General features: G+C 46.4%; 16 protein-coding genes. 14 read left to right on the plus strand and 2 right to left on the minus strand.

Features of this window, described 5'->3' with window-relative positions:
- The first annotated feature begins 20 nt into the window (after positions 1-20).
- From ABXR35_RS07395 to ABXR35_RS07405, 3 genes are all read left to right on the plus strand, one after another.
- Positions 21-2,402, plus strand: a complete 2,382-nt coding sequence (locus tag ABXR35_RS07395) for a heavy metal translocating P-type ATPase (protein ID WP_367057577.1) — start codon at positions 21-23, stop codon at positions 2,400-2,402.
- Between the two features lie 486 nt (positions 2,403-2,888).
- A complete protein-coding gene (locus ABXR35_RS07400; protein ID WP_367057580.1) occupies positions 2,889-3,542 on the plus strand; it encodes a flagellar brake protein in 654 nt (217 codons plus the stop codon).
- A gap of 601 nt (positions 3,543-4,143) precedes the next feature.
- Positions 4,144-4,593 carry a C40 family peptidase gene (locus tag ABXR35_RS07405; protein WP_367057583.1) on the plus strand — a complete coding sequence of 150 codons (450 nt, stop codon included), beginning with the start codon at positions 4,144-4,146 and terminating at the stop codon, positions 4,591-4,593.
- Positions 4,594-4,881: 288 nt separating this feature from the next.
- Here the strand turns inward: ABXR35_RS07405 and ABXR35_RS07410 are convergent, their stop codons facing one another.
- Together ABXR35_RS07410 and ABXR35_RS07415 are read right to left on the minus strand one after the other, a co-directional pair.
- Positions 4,882-7,512, minus strand: coding sequence for an FAD-dependent oxidoreductase (locus ABXR35_RS07410; RefSeq protein WP_367057586.1), 2,631 nt, complete (start codon positions 7,510-7,512; stop codon positions 4,882-4,884).
- Positions 7,509-7,823 (minus strand): ArsR/SmtB family transcription factor, encoded by a 315-nt coding sequence (locus tag ABXR35_RS07415; protein ID WP_367057589.1) that lies wholly within the window; start codon positions 7,821-7,823, stop codon positions 7,509-7,511. The genes ABXR35_RS07410 and ABXR35_RS07415 overlap by 4 nt, the downstream gene beginning before the upstream one ends.
- Positions 7,824-8,133: 310 nt before the next feature.
- Here ABXR35_RS07415 and ABXR35_RS07420 point away from each other — a divergent pair, with 310 nt between their 5' ends.
- The 11 genes from ABXR35_RS07420 (at position 8,134) to ABXR35_RS07470 (ending at position 21,432) form a co-directional block, all read left to right on the plus strand.
- A complete protein-coding gene (locus ABXR35_RS07420; protein WP_367057592.1) occupies positions 8,134-8,364 on the plus strand; it encodes a DUF896 domain-containing protein in 231 nt (76 codons plus the stop codon).
- Positions 8,365-8,399: 35 nt separating this feature from the next.
- A complete protein-coding gene (locus ABXR35_RS07425; RefSeq protein ID WP_367057595.1) occupies positions 8,400-8,600 on the plus strand; it encodes a hypothetical protein in 201 nt (66 codons plus the stop codon).
- 278 nt (positions 8,601-8,878) lie between these two features.
- Positions 8,879-9,466 (plus strand): TetR/AcrR family transcriptional regulator, encoded by a 588-nt coding sequence (locus tag ABXR35_RS07430; protein ID WP_367057598.1) that lies wholly within the window; start codon positions 8,879-8,881, stop codon positions 9,464-9,466.
- A gap of 47 nt (positions 9,467-9,513) precedes the next feature.
- Positions 9,514-12,684: a bifunctional cytochrome P450/NADPH--P450 reductase gene (locus tag ABXR35_RS07435; RefSeq protein ID WP_367057601.1), complete on the plus strand. Its 3,171-nt coding sequence runs from the start codon at positions 9,514-9,516 to the stop codon at positions 12,682-12,684.
- Positions 12,685-13,016: 332 nt separating this feature from the next.
- Positions 13,017-13,643, plus strand: coding sequence for a GNAT family N-acetyltransferase (locus ABXR35_RS07440; RefSeq protein ID WP_367057604.1), 627 nt, complete (start codon positions 13,017-13,019; stop codon positions 13,641-13,643).
- 139 nt (positions 13,644-13,782) lie between these two features.
- Positions 13,783-14,832 carry an LLM class flavin-dependent oxidoreductase gene (locus tag ABXR35_RS07445; protein WP_367057607.1) on the plus strand — a complete coding sequence of 350 codons (1,050 nt, stop codon included), beginning with the start codon at positions 13,783-13,785 and terminating at the stop codon, positions 14,830-14,832.
- A 192-nt stretch (positions 14,833-15,024) separates the two neighbouring features.
- Entirely contained in the window at positions 15,025-16,023 is a 999-nt protein-coding gene (locus ABXR35_RS07450; protein ID WP_367057610.1) for an ABC transporter substrate-binding protein, read from the plus strand.
- Between the two features lie 160 nt (positions 16,024-16,183).
- Positions 16,184-18,430, plus strand: coding sequence for a helix-turn-helix domain-containing protein (locus ABXR35_RS07455; protein ID WP_367057613.1), 2,247 nt, complete (start codon positions 16,184-16,186; stop codon positions 18,428-18,430).
- Between the two features lie 258 nt (positions 18,431-18,688).
- Complete coding sequence (locus ABXR35_RS07460; protein WP_367057616.1) at positions 18,689-18,985, plus strand: hypothetical protein; 297 nt, start codon at positions 18,689-18,691, stop codon at positions 18,983-18,985.
- Positions 18,986-19,097: 112 nt separating this feature from the next.
- On the plus strand, positions 19,098-19,964 hold the full coding sequence (locus tag ABXR35_RS07465; protein WP_367057619.1) for a prolipoprotein diacylglyceryl transferase: 867 nt from the start codon (positions 19,098-19,100) through the stop codon (positions 19,962-19,964).
- A 55-nt stretch (positions 19,965-20,019) separates the two neighbouring features.
- On the plus strand, positions 20,020-21,432 hold the full coding sequence (locus tag ABXR35_RS07470; protein WP_367057622.1) for a radical SAM protein: 1,413 nt from the start codon (positions 20,020-20,022) through the stop codon (positions 21,430-21,432).
- Positions 21,433-21,494: the final 62 nt, after the last annotated feature.

Consider the following 21,494-nt stretch of genomic DNA (forward strand, 5'->3'; position numbering starts at 1 on the left):
CGCTAAAGGGAGGAATTACGATGGGACAGGCATCGTTAAAACTGACGACGCGTGAGTTGACACTAGATGGACTGCATTGTGCCAATTGCGCGATGAAGATCGAGAACGGTGTGAGCAAGATCAAGGGTGTATCTTCCTGCTCCGTTAACTTTGTCAATAAAACATTGACCTTAGAAACGGATCAGGAGCAGGCGGAACAAGTGACTGGTGAAGCTGCACGCACCGTGAATCGCATCGAACCGCATATACAGGTCAAGGTGAAAGCACCTATCGCAAAAACGATTGCTCAAGCCCATCGCCTCGATAGCGATACAATGGCTTTGCACCATCCAGCTATCCATGCTGATGCGGATATTTCGCACGGAAATCATACCTCAACATCGGCACAGCATATGCACGCACACGAGCATACACAGTCAGAGCATTCACATACACATACACATACACATGACCATGATCATCAAGGTCACACGCACGCTCATGGCGACAATCAGCAGCGCAATTTGCTGCTCCGTTTGGTAGGCGGCGGTATTTTACTAGCAGGCGGGTTAATACTGCCTTTGTCTGGTACAGTCGAACTGACAGTATTTCTCATAGCGTATCTGATTGCTGGCGGTGATATTGTTTGGCAGGCAGTACGCAATATCATACGCGGACAAGTATTTGACGAGTATTTTCTAATGGCGGTAGCGACGGTGGGGGCGTTCCTTATCGGTCAATATCCAGAAGGTGTAGCAGTTATGCTCTTTTATCAGCTAGGAGAGATGTTTCAAGGCTATGCGGTCGAGCGCTCGCGTCGTTCGATTGCTGAGCTCATGAATATTCGTCCAGATTATGCCAATCTGCAAACAGCGAATGGCATAACTCAGGTATCGCCGGAGACAGTGCAGATCGGCGATCATATTGTTATCAAGCCGGGGGAAAAGGTTCCTTTGGATGGTATCGTGATTGCAGGCAATTCTATGTTGGATACTTCTGCACTGACTGGTGAATCCGTTCCGCGTCAAGCGCAAGTGAATAGCGAAGTATTGGCGGGCTTTGTGAATAAAAATGGCGTGATAACTCTCCAAGTCAGCCGTGGATTTGGGGAGTCATCGGTAGCGAAGATTCTGGAGCTGGTGCAAAATGCCAGCAGCAAAAAGGCGCAGACCGAGAAGTTTATTACCAAGTTCGCTCGCTACTATACGCCAGCGGTTGTGATTATTGCAACGTTGCTGGCAGTTGTTCCGCCATTGCTGATCAGCGGTGCATCCTTTGCAGACTGGGTCTATCGCGCACTTGTGTTTCTCGTAATTTCTTGTCCATGCGCACTGGTCGTGTCGATTCCACTTGGTTTTTTTGGGGGGATTGGTGCTGCATCCCGCAATGGCATTCTGGTCAAGGGCAGCAATTATTTGGAAGCATTAAATGGCGTCAAATATGTCGTATTCGATAAAACAGGCACATTGACAAAAGGTACATTTGCCGTCACTGGAATATATCCTGCAGCAGGTACGTCCTATACGCAGCAGCAATTGCTGGAAATTGCCGCTTATGCGGAGCTGCATTCCAGTCATCCGATTGCCGAATCAATTCGTGATGCCCATAAGGATACATTGGATCAAGCACGAATCAGGGATTATAGTGAGCATGCCGGTTATGGCATTGAAGTGATGCTAGATAATCGACATATACTTGCTGGTAATCGGCGACTGATGGAGCGGAATAAGCTTGTTGCTACAGAACCGACAGGTGTGGGTACGATTGTGCATCTGGCTGTGGATGGAGAATATGCAGGGCATATCGTAATTGCCGACGAGATCAAGCCGGATGCTGCTGCCGCCATCACCATGCTCAAGCAGCAAGGAATCCGCAAAGTGATCATGCTGACCGGCGATACTCGTCAAACAGCGGAGCAGGTGGCGCATCAGCTAGGAGTGGACGAGGTGTATTCCGAATTGCTGCCAGAGGACAAGGTAGCTCAACTGGAACGACTGAATGAATTACGCGCACGTGGAGAGAAGATTGTTTTCGTTGGTGACGGGATTAACGATACACCTGTGCTGGCTCAAGCAGACATCGGTGTAGCGATGGGTGGTCTAGGTTCAGATGCGGCGATTGAAGCGGCAGATGTAGTCATTATGAATGACGAACCTTCCCGTTTACCTGCGGCAATTGGCATCGCTCGTCGTACCCGCCGTATTGTTTGGCAAAATATATGGTTTGCACTTGGTGTGAAGGTGATCTTCATGACGCTAGGCGCATTCGGCATTGCTACGATGTGGGAAGCGGTATTCTCTGATGTAGGTGTCACCTTGCTGGCTGTACTGAATGCGATGCGGGTGCTGCGGATCAACCTTTCATCCTTGATTCCATCTATCCATTCCACTTCATCTTCTATGAAGACAGCAAAAAGTAACTGATTTGTCATGTGAATGTTCATGGAAAGGGCTGCGCGACTGTGCGCAGCCTTTTTGCAGTACTATTTTTGGCAATCCCAATCATGGGACGAATGATATGCCTGCAATGCCATTCTTAACAAGTTTTCATATTTAATCATTCTTAATACCTAGGCGAAAAAATATACAAATACCCAATTTATTACATCTTTTTTACAATTGCTTCATGATAAAACCTATCAAAATTAGTTCTTTTTAACCAAAATTCGACAAAATACATATTATCAATTTGGGACTTTTGTGGTATGATACTTTTACATGATTCACTTGCTTATATAAGTCATAAGCAGTTTGAATTTACAGTTTTGCCTGAATTGGATACAAAGCATATAAACAATGGAAATGAGTACTCGGGCATGACGCAGTTGCTGCATTTTTAAAATAATAAAATCCCTGCTGTATCGCTACGCGAACGCTTACAGACAGGCTAGAGATAAGGGGAACATGGTCATGAAGCTACAAAATTATATTTTTGCCAATCAGTATCTGGATGTGCAGGACGATGAAGGCAATATGTTCGTTGGGCGGGTAGAGGAGTTCGATGAGCAATATATTACGCTGGCTGATATTGCCCGTCTGGAGCATATCGCACCTCGTGAGAAGCTTGCATTGAGCGACATGATGAAAAAGGATGTGTTCGCCTTTTTCGTTGGTCATAACAAGCTGAAATATCAGTTCAAAACTAGAATTACACGCAGCGATGAGAACCAAATTCGAATCAAGCTGCAAAGCCCTAATCCAGACGAGATTATTAAAATTCAAAACCGCGATTATTTGCGGATTAGCTCATCGCTACGCTGTGATCTGCATGTCGTGGAAGAGGATACAGATCTGGAATTGCAAATTTATACGCATGATATTAGCGGTGGCGGTTTATCCTTTTACAGCCGGCAGCCGGTGAATTACCAAAAGTATGAAGGCACCTTATATCTATATAAAGGAAGCAACGAAATGTTGCTGCCCTTCAAAGCAGATCTTGTCTATATGAATCAACTGGAAGATCAAAAATACAAAGTAGCGCTCAAATATAGCGATATTAAGGAACAGCACCGTAACCATATTATCCGTTACGCAATTCAGGAACAGGTGCGTTTCCGTAAATAAATAGTAGATACAGATGTGAATGTATGATAAATCCTGCACTCGGTAACCGCCGGGGAGCAGGATTTTTGCATGATAAAGATAAAATAGCACCTTTATTATTTATGGCGTATTTGCGTATTGTTTTATGGTTTTCACAATAAAAAGAGCGTAGATAAACCATATTTTCTGTAAAAATGACAATGTTTTTACGTTGTTATCCAATTCTAACTATATATCGCAAAAAAAATTCAAATTGCCTATTCGTGAAAAATGTCCTGCTTTTCATTTTAGCAATCCGTTCTTTTGCGAAGTACATACAGGAAGAATGACCCTACATATAGACGTAGATTCCGACGAAATTTGACAAACAAGCGTGAAATGATTTAACCTGTTAAAGGTTACAAAATTTTAACAAGTGATTCATTCCACGATTTCATGGAATCCTAGGCAGATGCGGATTACGATCCGAACTGACCTTTTATCTGTTACCTGACGTTCTTGACACGAATTTATTGCACAGCGGGTAGGTTACTTAATGGGAAAAAGCTCTACATAATGAATGTTTGCTGCCCGTCTGTACCTCTGAAATAACTCCGCAAGCACCGAAGGGAGAAGTATTTGATTGAAGAAATTGATATTGTCTCTGCTGGCTGCGGCTGTGATTTGCACAGCACAACCGGACGGCGCATCTGCCAGCACACCGACATTTAAAAGTGAAATTAAAAGCCAAGCAACTCGCGTCATCGGTACACCTTATGTGATGGGTGGAACGAGCACACACGGGTTCGATTGCTCCGGCTTTACTCGATATGTATATAAAAAGCTGAATAAGTCACTGCCACGCACCGCTCGCCAACAAGCCAAAATAGGTAAAGCTGTCTATAAGGGGAATCTTTCGGTAGGCGATCTGGTCTTTTTTAACACGATGGGATACGGTATCTCGCATGTCGGCATCTATATCGGTAATAACAAATTTATTCATTCCGCAAGCAGTACCGGTGTAACGATTAGTAGTTTATCTCAATCGTATTACAAAAACCGCTACGTGACGGCAAGGCGTGTCGTTAAGTAATGGAATCGGTCATCATGTAAGTGCAACATTGTATTGTAACGAGTTTTCTTTTAGCAATCTTGTTATTCAGTTTGCTCATTGGACAGCCTGATAACAGCAAAAGCTACGATTGAAGTAATAAAAGGTCGAATAACAAAAGGCGTACCGTACTTTCATGATCTTCATGAAGCCGGTACGTCTTTTATTATTCCTTTGTTTCCAACCAGTGATAGCTACAATGGATAGTCATAGACCATCCATTGTAATCCTACATAATGCGTATAGATATACTTGATACTTTAATGCTTCCTAAATAAACAGGTTGTGGTTCGACTGATCTGCTTGACCAAGATAATAGCCAACACCGCCAAGCATCACATCGTCTAGCAGTTCTTCCCGTTGAATGCCCATCACATCCATCGACATCTGACAGGCGACCAACTCTACGCCTTGTGAAAGAGCGCTCTGTATCAGTTCTTCGAGTGAGGCGATATTGCGTTGCCCCATTACACCGCGAATCATACGTGGACCTATGCCCAGCATATTCATTTTTGACATGCCCAGCTTGCGGCTACCGCGTGGCATCATAAAGCCGAACATGCGTCCCAGCATGTCTTTCTGCACAGGCGGTTGCTGCGGCTTACGGATCATATTCAATCCCCAGAAGGTAAAGAACATCGTAACCTTGCGACCGCTGGCTGCCGCGCCATTGGCGATAATAAAAGAAGCAATTGCTTTATCCAGATCACCGCTAAATACAACCATAGTGCTGGCGGGTGGTGACGTTGGCTGTTGGATGTCATCGATAGCGTTGGTCAAGCGTGTAGCTTGCGTTCTATGTTGCTCGGCATCTGTCGGTTTACGCAACACCGCCTCAATCACACCGCCTGCAAGATACTCCAGACGAAGCAAGGAGTAGCCTGACATCTTGCACCATGCCTTAATGTCTTCGTAAAATCCCGGATCAGATGCACGGACGCGTAGCTGTTGCCCGGCAGTCATCTGGTCAGACATTTGTTTGACTTGAATTAGAGGACCGGGACAGCTTAATCCGCATACGTCCAGCTCCAGATCGATTCCTGTACTGGTAGCTGTATGTTCGGACGCTGCACTGCCTTCGGGTGAACGTGCAGATACATGTTCTGCTACGCTTGTTTGTTGTTCACGTTGTTGTGGCTGAGAGATAGGATGACTTGTTTGCTGAGTTGGCTTTGTGTCATGTACAGAACCCTGATGATGGTAGATCTGTCCCGTACGATCCTTATCCTGAAACGTTGGCAAAGAAGCTGGGCGGAATTGTGCTTGTCGCCATGTTTTGTATCCGCCGCTTAAATTGGCGACATGGTATCCGTGCTGCCGCAATATTTGCGATGCGGTATATCCCCGTAGACCGACCTGACAATAGACCAGAATACGTTTATTAGCATCCAGCTCATCGAGACGATCACGTAGCTCATCGACTGGAATGGACAGGGAACCGGGAATATGACCGTTATCGTGCTCAATTTGGCTACGTACATCAATCAGCAATATAGAAGCATCCTCGGCATTATAGAGCTGCTCCAATTGATCATACGTAACCATCTGAGCACGTCCAGTAATCATATTATCTGCTGCATACCCAGCGATATTCACCGGATCTTTGGCAGAAGAATAGGGAGGTGCATAGCTTAATTCAAGCTCAGCAAGATCACTTACATGACCGCCAAAACGCATAGCAATGGCAATATCGTCAATTCGTTTGTCTACACCTTCATACCCTATCGCTTGTGCACCCATTATTCGTCCTTGAGGTGTAAATAAAAGCTTGAGCGTGATCGGGCTAGCCCCGGGGTAGTAGGAGGCATGTGAACTCGGATGTACAATCACGCTATGATACGGCAGACCGAGACGGCGCAACGTTTTCTCATTGGAGCCAGTGGAAGCACCAGTCAACTGGAATACCTTTAAAATGGAAGTCCCTTGCGTGCCCTTGTAAAGAGTTGGCAAACCAGCGATCCGGTCAGCGGCGATTCTGCCCTGCTTGTTTGCCGGACCAGCAAGTGGAATGGCTATAATCTGCCCCTGCTGACCATGCCATTCGGTTGCATCACCGACTGCATAAATATGCGGTTGATTTGTTTCCAATGCTTCATTTACGATAATATGTCCACGCGCCCCAAGCGTAATGCCGCTATCGTGTAGAAAAGCGGTATCTGGCTTTACACCGATGGCGAGAATAACGAGATGAGCAGATAATACATGACCGTTAGCCAATTGAACGCCGACTAGGTCATCGAGAGAAGTAAAGCCTTCTACACGCTGCCCGAAAAGAAGCCGAATGCCTTGCTGCTCCATATGCTGTGCCAGCTGTGCAGCTAACTCATGATCAAAAGGAGATAAGATTTGCTGATTGCCTTCAATCAAGGTTACTTGCATCCCTGCTTCGTGCAGATTTTCAGCCATTTCTACACCGATAAAGCCGCCACCAATAACAATCGCTTGTCCGTTGTTATTTGCATCTAGCAATTGTTTGATGTTGTCAATATCCGATACATTGCGCACGGTACGGATAAGAGGATGATCAACGCCAGGTAGCTCAGGTACGATCGGTCGTGCGCCCGGTGATAATATCAATTCGTCATATTGTTCTTCATATATACCCTTGCTTCGACTGTTTACTGTAATGGTGCGTCGCTGAGCATCTACCGCGATCACTTCGCTCTCTGTACGTACATCAATGCGAAAGCGCTCCGTCATGCCCTTTGGCGTTTGCACAAGCAGCCGCTCTCGATCCGTAATAGAGCCGCCGATATAATAGGGCAAACCGCAATTGGCAAAAGAGATATGCGGCCCTTTTTCAAACATAATAATCTCAGCATGTTCATCCAATCGACGCAATCGGGCGGCAGCAGATGCACCGCCAGCTACCCCGCCGACAATCAAGACTTTTTTACTCATGATTCACATTCTTCCTCTCCAAATAAAATGTGGACAATGGGACCAATACGCTCATCGGCAAGTACGTAGTTTACTTCTAAACCGCTGCGCTCGGTGGCGACAATTCCCGCATTGCGAAGCTTTTGCAGATGTTGAGATACGGTGGATTGCGGCATATCCAGACACTCCTGCATATACGAGACATTACATTTCTTTTTACGTATCAATCCGCGTACGATACAGAGACGTACAGGGTGGGATAGAGCTTTGAGCAGATTAGCAGGCTCGTCAAACAATTTTAAATCTTTGGGATCAAACGCGATGGAATCCATTCGTAAACCTCCTGTACTGGTGTAATAGTAGCATTCGCTGCATCAATATATCGTAATATTACGATATATTGATTTGATAGTCAATCTTAATAATTGCATTACAAGAGTTTGGTAGCTAGACGGATATATGGTGTCTGCCACCCGTATCATAGGCTTAACGCTTTACGTATTCAATCATATTACATGCTAAATTATGGATATTGATTTGAATTTCATTTATGCTATACTAATAACATCTTAAATTGTAACCATTACAAATTAAGATATATAGCAAGCAAAGGTAAATGCGATGATGCAAGGAGGAATAACAATGATCAAAAGTTTAGAACGAATCAATCAACTGGCCAAAAAACAACGCGAGCATGGCCTTACCGATACGGAAAAAGAAGAACAACATGTTCTTCGTCAAGAATACCTGCGCGAAATTCGCGGGCAGGTACTCAGTACCTTTTCCCAACTGACCGTTGTCGATGCTGAAGGTAACGATGTAACACCTGAGAAGCTCAGAGCGGAAAAGGAAAAAGGATTTACTCTGGAATAGGCAGACGCTGCCAGACGGATACAGTTCATTCATCAATGACTTGCCCGTACCATATCGAAAAAATAAATAAGCGCCGCCAGACTCAGCCTGTTTCGCTGGATCTGGCGGCGTTTTACATACTTGCAACCGCAACCGCAACCGCAACCGCAACCGCAACCGCAACCGCAACCGCAACCGCAACCGCAACCGCAACCGCAACCGCAACCGCAACCGCAACCGCAGCGAATCGAATGTAGGTTACATGTTGCACTGGTAGACTCCATAAAATAAGCAAAATCCCTATGGGTTGCGGGATGCCGAGTACGCCGCTTGCATCTGCATGTAGAACGTGCAAGAATGGAAATAGAAACCAGTTACACTGGTCGTTAGCAATGTCCATATTCATTCTGTACTCATATTTGCGCATAAACTTAGGTTGGCAACCGAAATGAATGGAGTGCAAAGGGCTGACAAGCAGATTCGTATTCATGGGTAAACGTATAGTGGAGCATGAATCTGTATGGGAGGTGAATACGTGAATAAAGTGCTGGATAAAAGAGCTCAAATTGTAGAAGCAGCGCTTGAGCTGTTTGCACAGCAGGGCTTTGATGCGACCACGGTACCGGAGATTGCTACACGCGCAGAAGTCGGGGCTGGCACGATCTATCGTTATTTTAGCAGTAAGGAAGCCTTGCTAAATGCGTTATTTCAGGAAAAAATAAGCTGGCTACATGAAGCATTTCAACGGGATTTTCCGCAGGCTGGCGATAGTAAGAGCCGTTGGATTCATATCATTGACCGCTTGCATCAGATGGCAACGCTGGATTGGGAAGGTCTGCAATTTATCGATACCCAACATTATTTCCGATTACTCGATCAGCAGAGCATCGACATTCATGATCAATTGCTGGCATTTGTATCACAGCAAATTGTAGCAGGGCAGCAGGCAAAGGTGCTGAAGCCGATGGAGCCACTGCTGATGATCTCTATTACATTTGGAGCATTTCTCGGTATTCACAAATACCGTCACGGGCAACGAACCGGATTGCCACGCGATCCCGATCAATTGCACGAGATTGCCCGACAATGCTGTTGGGATCTGATTGCGCTACATGCGGAATGAATATTCATTCCGCTATCATCATAGGTAAAGGATAGGGAGGAAACATCATGTCAAAAGAAGCAACTATTCCGCAACCGAAAACGTACGGTCCACTCGGCAATTTGCCGCATCTTGATTCTGAAAAACCTCTGCAAAGTGTTATGAAATTGCTTGGCGAATACGGCTCTGTGATGAAGCTGGGTCTAGGTGGCAAAGATCAAATCTACACTTGCGATCCTGAGATTGTGAAGCAGATTTCCGATGAACGCAAATTTGATAAGGAAGTATGGGCACCTCTGCAACGGGTACGCCCTTTTACCGGAGACGGTCTATTCACCAGTTGGACGGATGAGCCGAATTGGGGCAAGGCGCATCGGCTGCTGATGCCAAGCTTTAGCCAACGGGCCATGCAGGATTATCATGACAAAATGGTCGATATTGCGATCCAGTTAATCCAGAAATGGTCGCGCACGAATGCAGACGAAACGGTAGATGTGGCAGAAGATATGACCCGATTGACGCTGGATACGATTGGACTATGCGCGTTTAATTACCGTTTTAACAGCTTTTACAGCAAAGAGCCGCATCCGTTTGTAGAAAGTATGGTGCGCGCGCTGGATGAAGCGATGACGCAGGGGCAGCGGCTGCCAATCCAGAACAAGCTTGCCTTTTCGAACAAGCGACAATTCCAGAAGGATGTCGATTATATGTTTCAAGTGGCAGATAGCTTGATTGCTCAGCGTAAGGAGAATGGCGATCAGGGTGAGAATGATCTACTCAGCCGCATGCTGGAAAGCAAGGACCCGGAAACGGGCGAGACGCTGCCGGATGAGAATATTCGTTATCAGATGATTACGTTCCTGATCGCTGGTCACGATACGACTAGCGGCTTGTTATCCTTTGCTCTGTATTTCCTGCTAAACAATCCAGATACATTGAAAAAAGCGCGCGCTGAGGTTGACCGTGTGCTTGCCGATCCTGTGCCAACGTACAAGCAGGTGCGTGATCTGAAATATATCCGTATGATTTTGCGCGAATCGTTGCGTTTGTGGCCAACAGCACCAGCATTCTCTCGCTTTGCACGTGAGGATGTAATGCTTGGCGGCAAATATCCGCTCAAGAAAAATGAGAGTGTCAGCATCATTCTGCCATCGTTGCATCGCAATAAGGAAGTATGGGGGGAGAATGCAGAGGACTTCATACCGGAGCGTTTTGAGGATGAATCGCAAATTCCAGAGCATGTGTACAAGCCGTTTGGTCACGGGATGCGTGCTTGTATTGGTCAGCAGTTTGCTCTATATGAAGCAACGCTGGTGCTCGGCATGGTTGTGAAGCATTTTGACCTAATTGATCAGGAGAATTATCAGCTGAACATCCGCGAAGCGTTAACGCTCAAACCAGACGGATTCCGCATAAAAGTTACCCCTCGCGTATCTGAAATGGCTGTGGCGATTCCCGGTAATACGGAAGCTCCTGTACATGGAGATGTACATGTATCCGAAGCGTTCAAACGACATGATACGCCATTATTGACCTTATACGGCTCTAATCTCGGTACAGCCGAAGCAGTTGCACGTGAGCTAGAAGAAGGCGGACGCACGTATGGATTTGAATCGTCAGCAGCAGCATTGGACGATTACGCAGGCAATTTACCGAACGATGGCGTGCTACTCATCATAGCGGCTTCCTATAATGGACGCCCCACCAGCAATGCTGAGAAATTCGTAGAATGGCTGCAACAGGCGGACGATGACAGCTGCAAAGGGGTCAAGTATTCCGTATTCGGCTGTGGTGACCACAACTGGGCAAGCACCTATCAGCGTATTCCAACACTGATCGACAAGCTGATGGAGCAAAAAGGTGCTGAACGCATCTATCCACGCGGCGAAGGCGATGCAAGCGATGATTTTGAATTGCAGCTGGATGAATGGCGCAGTGGATTATGGGAACAGCTGTTTAAAACGTTCCATATCGAGATGGACGAACAGCAGTTGAAAAAAGAAAATGCGCTGCAAGTGCAATTCGTTAATTCGCCAGTCGGAAGTCCATTGGTACGCACCTACAATGCAGTGGAATGCCAGATTACCGAAGCGCATGAATTGCAGCAGCCGGAGAGCGGACGCAGTACGCTGCATTTGGAAATTGCATTGCCGCCGGGTGAGACGTATCACGAAGGCGACCATATGGGCATTATTCCGCGTAATCCGCAAGCTCTGATTCAACGCGTATTACGTCGCTTCCGACTGGATGGTGGGGAACGTATCATTATTCAAGGCAAAGGCAGCAGTGCCGCTTACCTGCCACTGGATCGTCCAATCGCGATTGTAGAACTGCTAACGCTGAGTGTGGAATTACAAGATGTAGCCACTCGCGCACAGATTCGAGCAATGGCAGAGAACAATCAATGCCCACCGCACAGAAAAGAATTGGAAGCTTTGCTGGATGACGAGACATATCATCGCGAAGTATTACAAAAGCGGCTGACTCTGCTTGATTTGATGGAGGAATATATGTCGTGCGAAATGAGCTTTGAGCAGTTTCTTGGATTGCTGCCTGCTCTCAAGCCGCGCTATTATTCCATTTCCAGCTCGCCATCGGTACAAGGCGACCGCGTGACGATTACTGTTAGCGTCGTAACGGGTCCAGCGCGTAGCGGGAAAGGCGAATTCTCTGGTATAGCTACGACCTATTTATCCGGTCTGCAAACAGGTGACACGGTGCTGATGTTCATACGTTCGCCGAAGTCTGGCTTTGAATTGCCAGAACGCGCCGAAGTACCGATTGTGATGATCGGACCGGGTACTGGCGTGGCACCGTTCCGCGGCTTCCTGCAAGCACGCGAAGCCCAGCGCAATAATGGGCAGCGCACTGGTGAAGCGTGGCTGTACTTCGGTTGCCGTCATCCAGAGCGAGATTATTTGTACAAAGAAGAATTGGAGCATTATGCCAAGGAAGGGCTGGTTCACCTACGTACTGCATTTTCTCGCCCAGACGATGGAAATAAGCAGTATGTGCAGGATCTGATTCGTCAGGACGCGACTGATATTGTACGTCTGGTTGATGAAGGTGCCAAGCTATTCATCTGTGGCGATGGCAATCGTATGGCACCAGAGGTAGAGCAAACGCTGCGCGAGATATATGCTGAGATCAAAGGCGTAAGCGCAGAAGAAGCGACACAATGGTTTGATGCATTGCAGCAAAACGGCCGTTATGTCAAAGATGTATGGACAGGGATTTGATCATCAAAGACCTGTGAGGCTGGCGGTGTACTGTGTACTCGTATGATATGGTGCATAAAAGTAATAGCTTGCATGGCAGTTATATCTTGCATGATAGTAGTACATTGGATCATTACTATATTGTAAACAGCAAGTCGAATAAACGGACAGTTCGCATCATGCGGACTGTCCGTTTTGTTAGGATATAGCTGCAACATTTAGTTCATTTTATTAACAGATAGATGTCTTCTATCGCTACTTATAGAAAAGTTCGATTAGTCATCGAGAAAATGGAATGTTAGATTTATATTCATATAATTACATCGTTATAGTCGGAATAAGGAGTGTGAATCATGACGGAAATCTATCGACTCGCGACAGCGGAGGATGCGCCGCGTGTGCAGTATATAACCTATGAAGCGTATATCACCATTCGAGAGCTGAAGCTGCAATGGCCGGCGGCGTATGCGGATGTAGAGCAGATTCGTAACAATATTTTGAATAATAAATGCTATGTATTGGAGCAGGATGGACAGATTCAAGCTACCGTTACACTTGCTGATGCAGAAAAGCTACAGTTTCTCGGCAATGTGACCGATTTGCCATTTGTGATGTGGTTTGCGGTCGATCCGTATATTCAAAGCAAAGGGCTTGGACGCAAGCTGTTGAACTGGGTAGAACAGAATGTTATCCGTGCAGAGCTTGGAGCACCAGCCGTTACACTGGCAACAGCGGAAAAGCATCCGTGGCTGTTACCGATGTATGAACGCTGGGGATATGAGCGCATCCATGCGTTTGAAGCGGGTGAGGATGGGATCATGCACCTGCTACGCAAAGTGGTAGATGAGGAGAAGTTTGCCCGCTATGTGGCATTGCAAGCGGAGGAGCAGCAACAAATAGAAGCAGGTGCAGAAGCACAGCCGGTTGGTGGTTCAGGCATTAGCAGTGTACGCGAAAGACTGCAATTCCGTCGCTTTTAGCCTGTTTTGTTTAGCCTAGGTATCCACTGCTGCTGTTGTATCGTAGATTGCAGACTAGCCAGACCATAATGCTTCTACAAGAATATACAAGCTCTATTAAAATGCTACATGTGACATGCAGCCCACAGGGAGGAATACGATGAAGTTTGCTTTATTTAGCCTAATGTCTAATATCCCGCATGCCCTGACCGGCGAGCAGTTGACCGATCAGCAGAAGTTTAACAATGTGCTGCGACAAGCCGAGCTGGCAGAGGAGCTTGGTTATGACGCATATGGAATTGGTGAACGTCATGGCGAGCCATTTCTGTCGTCTTCACCAGCGATTGTACTGACCGCTATCGCTGCACGTACTGCGCGCATTCGTCTGTTAACGACGGTAACCGTATTAAGCGTGCTGGACCCAGTGCGGGTGGCGGAGGATTATGCGACGTTGGATCATCTGTCCGGCGGACGGCTGGAATTGATTATCGGCAAAGGCAATGATCCGCGCCATTATCCATTGTTTGGCTTACAGGAGGAAGAGCAGTGGGATTCGATGGAAGAGCGGTATGAGCTATTGCGCCGATTATGGCGAGAGGAAAAGGTAACGTGGAGCGGGCGCTACCGTCCGGCGCTGCATGAGTTCACCAGTCAGCCACGTCCGTATCAGCGTCAGATTCCGATCTGGCATGGTAGTGCATCCAGTACACGCTCGACCGAATTAGCAGCGCGCTATGGCGAGCCGATCTTTTCGTCCAATACGTTTCATCGACTGGATACATATCGTGATCTGATTGACCATTATCGAGAGCGGTTGGCGCATTATGGTCACGATCCATCACAGGCAATGGTGGGAGCTGGCGCTGGCGCACTATATCTGGCGGATACGGCGGAAGAAGCGATTCGTCGTTACCGTCCGTATTATGATTCGTTTCAAGGTACAGATGCCGCCAAGCATAACAACAGCCCATTTCGTGGACTGGAAGACAATATTGCCAACGGACCTGCACTTGTTGGCAGTCCAGACCAAGTGATTGAGAAGATTCTATATTATCATCAAGCGTTTGGTCATCAAGTGTTGGGACTGAGTGTGGATGGTTTGACCGAATCGGAACAACAGGAGCAGCTGGAACGCTTCGCTACTGAGGTTGCGCCGATATTGCGTCGTGAGATTCCTTCTACCATATGGCAAAGTAAGCAGCTCATTTGAGCTGCTTTTTGTGTTGTGCAGGTAGACACTGTTATGGAGTGATACCGATCCATCCATCTTTGTATGCAAACTGCAAAATGTATAATACAACCCTGCATTTTATCCATTTCAACCCTGCGCAAAATCCGTTACGATAGTCTTAACGATAATGATTCTCATTATTAATGAAACAGGATACAGGGGGATTGTATAATGAAGGGTTGGCAACAGGGCAATATTAGATCGCGGTATCAAATGGGGATCTGCGGTATAATTCTGATGATGATTCTGCTTGCAGGATGTAGTCAGACAGGAAGCGGTTCAGCCACCGCTACCGAAAATAACGGGCAACCGACTACACAAGTATCGACAACAGGCGAAGCTTCCGGTACTCATGAATACACCGATTATAAGGGCAATACGATGCAGATTCCGGTTCATCCACAGCGTATCATTTCCATCGGTGGTGATGTAGGTGATCTATTGGCACTTGGCGTAGAACCGATCGGTGCGTCGCTTCAGGTCATTAAGGATCAGGTTGTTTATAAAGATCGTTTGCAGGGGATTGCAGATGTGGGCGAGCCAGTTGATCCAGAGAAGGTAGCTGCGTTAGCACCAGATCTAATTTTGGTGGATGGCAGTGGGCTTTATGATGAAATATATCCATCCTTGACTAAAATTGCACCCGTTGTACTGCTGGAGCGAACCGAAACGTATGAGCGCCTACGTACAACTGCAGATGTGATCGGCAAACCAGATGCAGCTGAGCAATGGATCAAAGATTACGAAGCCCGTGCTCAAAAGGTAATAAGCAATCTGAATATTCCAAAAGGCGCGACAGCAACTGCCTTTTTACAAATTGGCAAGGATATGTACGTGATGGGCGATAATGGTCTATCCTCAACCTTGTATCACATTTTACAATTCAAACCGAATGGTGGTGTACAAAAGCTAATAGATCAAAAAGAAAGCTTTGCTCAGATTGCAGGCGAATCGCTGCCAGATTATGCAGGAGACTGGTTGTTTATTTTGCATGATGATACGGATATATCCAATACGTCAGTACAAAGTATGCTGGACAGTGCGATATGGAAAACCGTTCCGGCAGTAAAGGAAGGGCATGTGTATACGCTCGCTTCGGAATGGAACTTCGATGATCCAATTACGCGTGACATGTTGCTCGATCAATTACCGACCATTATGAAAAAGTGATGGCATGAATCAGTAATAAGCAGAGATTTTATGTTTGACCATGCACCTTCGATATGGACATTAGTCAGCCTAGCAGGTACACTAATGAACATTTGAAGGTGCATTTTATATAGGTGAAGTGGCTATCACTGACAGCGTAGATAGCAGAGGAGCGATGGACATGAACAAAGCAACAACGAAGGAATCCTTTCGCTGGCATACATTATTTTGGCAGTATCGGTATTGCGTGTCCGTACATCCACAAGCGATCGGTCAATCTTTGGCATCTCAACGCGAGCGCACGAAGATGCAGCGTTTGCTAATGACTGGTAAGCAAGCGGTGACGATTCAGATTAGATTGGGAAATCAAGCTCAGCTATTTCATATAGAACAAGCAGACAATTCCATGTTGGAAAATGATTCTACTATTTCTGTCGCGCCATATAGTGCGGTATTGCTTCCGCCTCATTCGGTATATAGCATTCATGCAATCAGTGAATGTGGTGAAGATACTAGACAACAATATAATCCAGAGACTGCAAATACTTCAACAGAGGATAGCGACGCAAGCTGGGGGTATGAGTTAGGCTTTGAATATGATGATGATCGCGGTTATCATCAACGTAGTGAATCTAGTGAATCTAGTGAATCTAGTGAATCTAGTGAATCCACAACTTGTGCAGAGCAGACAGATCACACAGATGACCTACATGCTTTGCAACAGCAGTCACTGTTGCCTTATGGCATTCCGATTTCGTTGCATATTCAGAATGATATGCAGTCCACGTATAACATCTATGATGGATTACGGCAGCTACAGCAGGATGATGTCGTGCATTCTGCTGATCATCTGGATGAGTTCAATAGCTTGGATATACTTGAACATTTCGATGAGTCCGATGACATAAGTGAAATGGATAGTCTTCATAAAATGTCTCGTAATCTCATTGTGCAGCAGTGTATGTTGCAGGTCTTATTGCATCATGCTAGGACGAAGACACAAAATCAGGCGATAGCATCAGCTTTTGAGCGCAATCCGTTGCCGATGCTAACAGCAGACTCTATTACATTCCCCACACCACAACCCATGCAGCTTTACGAGGAGCAGCCGCATGAAGCGGTACAGCGGACCATTGATTATATGCGGCAGCATTATCGCGAGCCGATTACAGTGGAGATGCTGCTGGATATGAGCGGCTTAGGACGCTGGCAGTATGGGCAGTTGTTTGTGCGATTATGTGGTTGTCGTCCGCTAGAATATCTCAATCATTTACGAATGGAGCGTGCCAAGGAGCTACTCGTATTGTCGAATGATTCATTGCGGGAGATTGCGAAGGCAGTCGGATTTAAGGACGAGTATTATTTTAGCCGTCGCTTTCGTCAATTGATGGGTATGCCGCCACGTCAATATATGAATCATCGCAAACCGCCGGATGGTGAAGGGGAAACATCTGAATATAGTGACACGTCATCCGAAGACTTGGTAAAAGGAACTACCATTACACACCATGCTGTCGAACATGAACAGTCTTCATCGTCGCCTAAGCGATCCTTACATTCATCGGATCATCAATCAATACCAGACAACCAGCGAATATCGCATCATCCGTTGCGAATTGTCGTGACTGGCAGTGGGCTTGGCGATCTGCTCTGGCTCGGAGTAGAGCCAGTAGGCGCTTCGTTGAAAATTGTCGGTGCGCAGGTCATTTATAGCGAGCGTATCAAGCATATTGCGGATGTTGGGACATATGGCGACCCAGATAAGATTGCCGCGTTGCGTCCCGATCTGATCATTCATGAGTACAGAGATCGTGAGCTAAGTCGGCAGTTGTCGAGTATTGCACCTGTGTATTTGACGTATCGTCATGATCCTGCACATGTACGACTACGGCAGATTGCTGGTTTAACAGGCAAAAAACGCGAAGCAGAGCAATGGATTCGTCAGCATCGTCAGCAATCGCGTCATCAATGGAAGCAATTAAAGCAGCAGCATGGACTGTCTTCTAGCGATCATCTGTTAACTGGGCTGGTGCTGATACAGATTCAGCAGCAATTGTATGTTATGGGGGCGCATGGGGTAGCGCTGACCTTGTATCAGCCATTTGCCCTGCGACCGCCGCAAGCGGTATCGAACATGATTGTAGAAGGGATTCCGTATCAATTAGTTCAGCCAGAGCAATTGGAACAATATCGGAGTGATTGGGTGGTCCTGCTTATCGAGCAAAATGAAGCGGAACGGCAGCAAGCAATGGAATTGATCGAAAGTACGGCTTGGCGCGAGGTACAGAAGCGGCATCCATTTCAGATTTATCTCGTAGATTCAAGCTTGAATTTTGACGATGTGCTGACACGTGAAGTGTTGCTGAAGGAGCTGCCGACCTTATTTTCACCAACAGTCTCGATTACATCTGGTTTCGTTCAAGAGTAGATGTTGCTTTGACATTCAACCAATCCTATATGTGGCAGTCGGTTTATTTCTTGTATAGGCGAGAAATAAACCGACTGCTTTTGGTGTACAGTCATCTCTGCGTAGCTATCGTTTCCTTCCGTAAACGACCATTGTATAAAAGTAAATGTAAAAGATTTTTCAGAACAAGAAGGGTAATATTCCTGTTTAGCGAATATCTTGTTAAGAAGGATCAAAGTTCCATATTTGTATATACATATCTAAGGGTGAGGTGAACGCATGAACCAATTTCATTGCATGAACCATCCAGACCGAGATGCTCTGCATCAATGCTCCCAATGCGGCAAGCCACTTTGCGAAGAGTGCTATGATTCTACAACAGGTGGGTGTCGTAACAATGACCATGCTGCTGTGCATCCTGCGCCTTTTCGTCCGCCTATGCCGCAACATTCGTTACCGTCGGCATCCAGTGGCAGCCGTGTCTTTTGGCAAATTGTAGTTGCGCTGCTCGCGGTTCTAGGCGGTATTGCATTGCTGCTGTTAGCGATCTGCGGAGCGATGATTTTCAGTTATTGATTCAGTTATTAAGAGATGTGGGCTTTATTCGAGTATGCGTAGGATATCGCAATACTGTCTATCAAGTCATTGGTATCCTTTTTTAGGATTAGGGGGGAAAAGGAGGCGTGCGATGGAGTTTCCGGTGTATATTCATCTTGGCTCGCTGCGGATTCACCCGCATGTTTTGTTTGAGACGCTATCTTATTTTATCGGATTTCGAATCTATCTGTGGACACGTCGTCCAAGTGGTATGTCCAAGCTCGTCAGCTTGCAGATTCTAGCGGGTACGATTCTAGGTGCGGCGCTTGGTTCCAGATTGTTATTTTGGTTGGAAGATCCAGCAGCGACTTGGGCACAGCTTAGTCAAGGGCATCTGTTATGGGGTGGCAAGACGATTGTTGGCGGTCTGCTCGGTGGATTGATTGGTGTTGAACTCGCCAAGCGCTGGGCAGGATGGAAAAGCTCAACCGGTGATGATTTTGCTTATCCGCTTATGATTGGCATGGCAATTGGGCGAATTGGCTGCTTTTTGACTGGGCTGGAAGATCGTACATATGGAGTGGCAACAACGTGGATCACTGGTGTGGATTTTGGCGATGGAATTATGCGACATCCGACACAGCTGTATGAGATTGTATTTTTGCTGCTGCTGGCGGTGATATTGTATCCGCAATACAAACGAAGTCGCGTGTTATATTCTTCATCTATTGCTGAACCTTCTTCAAGTATAGAGCAACCAGCTGTATCTAGTGATTCCCGATCGGATGCTGTACCTTACGAATCCGGTCGGCTGTTTCAGTGGTTTATGGCTTCGTATTTGCTGTTTCGCCTATTGATCGAATATATCAAGCCAACACCGCATCTGTATTGGGGATTCAACAATATTCAATTGGCGTGCATTGTCGGAATACTATATTACGGTTGGTTGCTAAGCGGAAGAGGCAGAGGGAAACGCCTGCTTCGTCGTTCTACAGCTGCGTCTGGAGCTGTGAAATAAATGCATCGAATCAAGCATTGGATTACGCTTGACTACGATCAAGGAGGACTACATCATGCCCAAAAATCGTCCATATCTGTATCATGAGCTAACGAATAGCATCTGTTCCACCTGTTATCGTAAGGTGGAAGCAAAGATTATCGAAGAGAATGGTCGCATGTATATGTTCAAGCGTTGTTTGGTGCATGGACCGGAAAAAGTATTGTTATCGACAGATGTAGCATATTATCATCGTACACGCGAGTTTATCAAGCCTTCCGAGATGCCGCTCGTCTGGAATACGCCAATCAAGTATGGCTGCCCATATGACTGCGGATTATGCCCCGATCATGAACAGCATAGCTGTCTGACGCTGCTTGAAATTACGGATCATTGCAATTTGCAGTGTCCGATCTGCTTTGCCGAATCGTCACCTCATCGTACCTCGTATCGTACGCTAGAGCATATTGCATTCATGCTGGATCGGATTGTAGAAAATGAAGGCGAGCCGGATATTGTGCAAATTAGCGGCGGCGAACCGACACTGCATCCGCATTTTTTCGAGATTCTGGATATGTGCAAGGCGCGTCCGATCAAGCATATTATGGTCAATACGAACGGGATTCGTATTGCTCGGGAACGCGAATTTGTCGCACGATTGGCAGAATATATGCCGGGCTTCGAGATTTATTTGCAGTTTGACAGCTTTGAGGCGCATGTATTGAAGGAGCTGCGCGGAGCGGATTTGCGCAGTATTCGTGAGCAAGCGATTGCGCATCTGAATGAATTCAATTTGTCGACGACACTGGTCGTAACGTTGAAAAAAGACCTGAACGATCATGAGGTTGGCAGCATTATTCGTTACGGATTGGAGCAGCAGGCAGTGCGTGGAGTGACGATTCAACCGATTCAGGCGGCGGGACGCTTGCAGGGCTATGATCCTGCGACCGATCGGTTGACAGTGAGCGAGGTACGGCAGATGATTATCGACCAGTCCGGTGTGTTTAATGCGGACGATATTTTACCTGTGCCTTGTCATCCTGACTGTCTAGCGATGGGCTATGCACTCAAGCTGAATGGGGAGGTATTGCCGTTAACACGTATGATTGATCCCAATATTCTGTTGGAAGGCGATAGCAATACCATCGTATTTGAAAATGAACCAGCGATTCGCGGCAAGTTGTTTGAATTGCTATCCACGGGTCATTCGCCTGTGTCCTCGGCGCTCTCGCTTAAAAGTCTACTATGTTGTCTGCCGCTTGCTGCTGTGCCAGAGAAGATCGTATACGACAATGTATTTCGCGTCATTATTATGCAGTTTTTGGATGCGTATAATTTTGATGTGCGTTCTGTGAAAAAGTCGTGTGTGCATATTGCTCATCCAGACGGACGGATTATTCCGTTTGACACGTACAATATGTTTTATCGGGATGATAAGGAGAAGCTGTTGGAGGAGCGCAAGCAGGAGATCGCTACGGCTTGGGATTGATGATCGCATGGTTAAATATAGAATGCCCTATCATTTTATTTTGCCAAGTCGTAAGTATTCAG

Origin of the sequence: Paenibacillus sp. JQZ6Y-1 (assembly GCF_040719145.1) — a bacterium.
In the GTDB taxonomy this organism is placed as follows: domain Bacteria; phylum Bacillota; class Bacilli; order Paenibacillales; family Paenibacillaceae; genus Saccharibacillus; species Saccharibacillus kandeliae.

Excerpts from the sequence above, each read along its gene's own strand:
- ABXR35_RS07395 (WP_367057577.1), top strand. The coding sequence starts at position 21 with ATGGGACAGGCATCGTTAAAACTGACGACGCGTGAGTTGACACTAGAT.
- ABXR35_RS07400 (WP_367057580.1), top strand. The coding sequence starts at position 2,889 with ATGAAGCTACAAAATTATATTTTTGCCAATCAGTATCTGGATGTGCAG.
- ABXR35_RS07410 (WP_367057586.1), bottom strand. The coding sequence starts at position 7,512 with ATGAGTAAAAAAGTCTTGATTGTCGGCGGGGTAGCTGGCGGTGCATCT.
- ABXR35_RS07415 (WP_367057589.1), bottom strand. The coding sequence starts at position 7,823 with ATGGATTCCATCGCGTTTGATCCCAAAGATTTAAAATTGTTTGACGAG.
- ABXR35_RS07420 (WP_367057592.1), top strand. The coding sequence starts at position 8,134 with ATGATCAAAAGTTTAGAACGAATCAATCAACTGGCCAAAAAACAACGC.
- ABXR35_RS07425 (WP_367057595.1), top strand. The coding sequence starts at position 8,400 with ATGACTTGCCCGTACCATATCGAAAAAATAAATAAGCGCCGCCAGACT.
- ABXR35_RS07435 (WP_367057601.1), top strand. The coding sequence starts at position 9,514 with ATGTCAAAAGAAGCAACTATTCCGCAACCGAAAACGTACGGTCCACTC.
- ABXR35_RS07440 (WP_367057604.1), top strand. The coding sequence starts at position 13,017 with ATGACGGAAATCTATCGACTCGCGACAGCGGAGGATGCGCCGCGTGTG.
- ABXR35_RS07445 (WP_367057607.1), top strand. The coding sequence starts at position 13,783 with ATGAAGTTTGCTTTATTTAGCCTAATGTCTAATATCCCGCATGCCCTG.
- ABXR35_RS07450 (WP_367057610.1), top strand. The coding sequence starts at position 15,025 with ATGAAGGGTTGGCAACAGGGCAATATTAGATCGCGGTATCAAATGGGG.
- ABXR35_RS07455 (WP_367057613.1), top strand. The coding sequence starts at position 16,184 with ATGAACAAAGCAACAACGAAGGAATCCTTTCGCTGGCATACATTATTT.
- ABXR35_RS07460 (WP_367057616.1), top strand. The coding sequence starts at position 18,689 with ATGAACCAATTTCATTGCATGAACCATCCAGACCGAGATGCTCTGCAT.
- ABXR35_RS07465 (WP_367057619.1), top strand. The coding sequence starts at position 19,098 with ATGGAGTTTCCGGTGTATATTCATCTTGGCTCGCTGCGGATTCACCCG.
- ABXR35_RS07470 (WP_367057622.1), top strand. The coding sequence starts at position 20,020 with ATGCCCAAAAATCGTCCATATCTGTATCATGAGCTAACGAATAGCATC.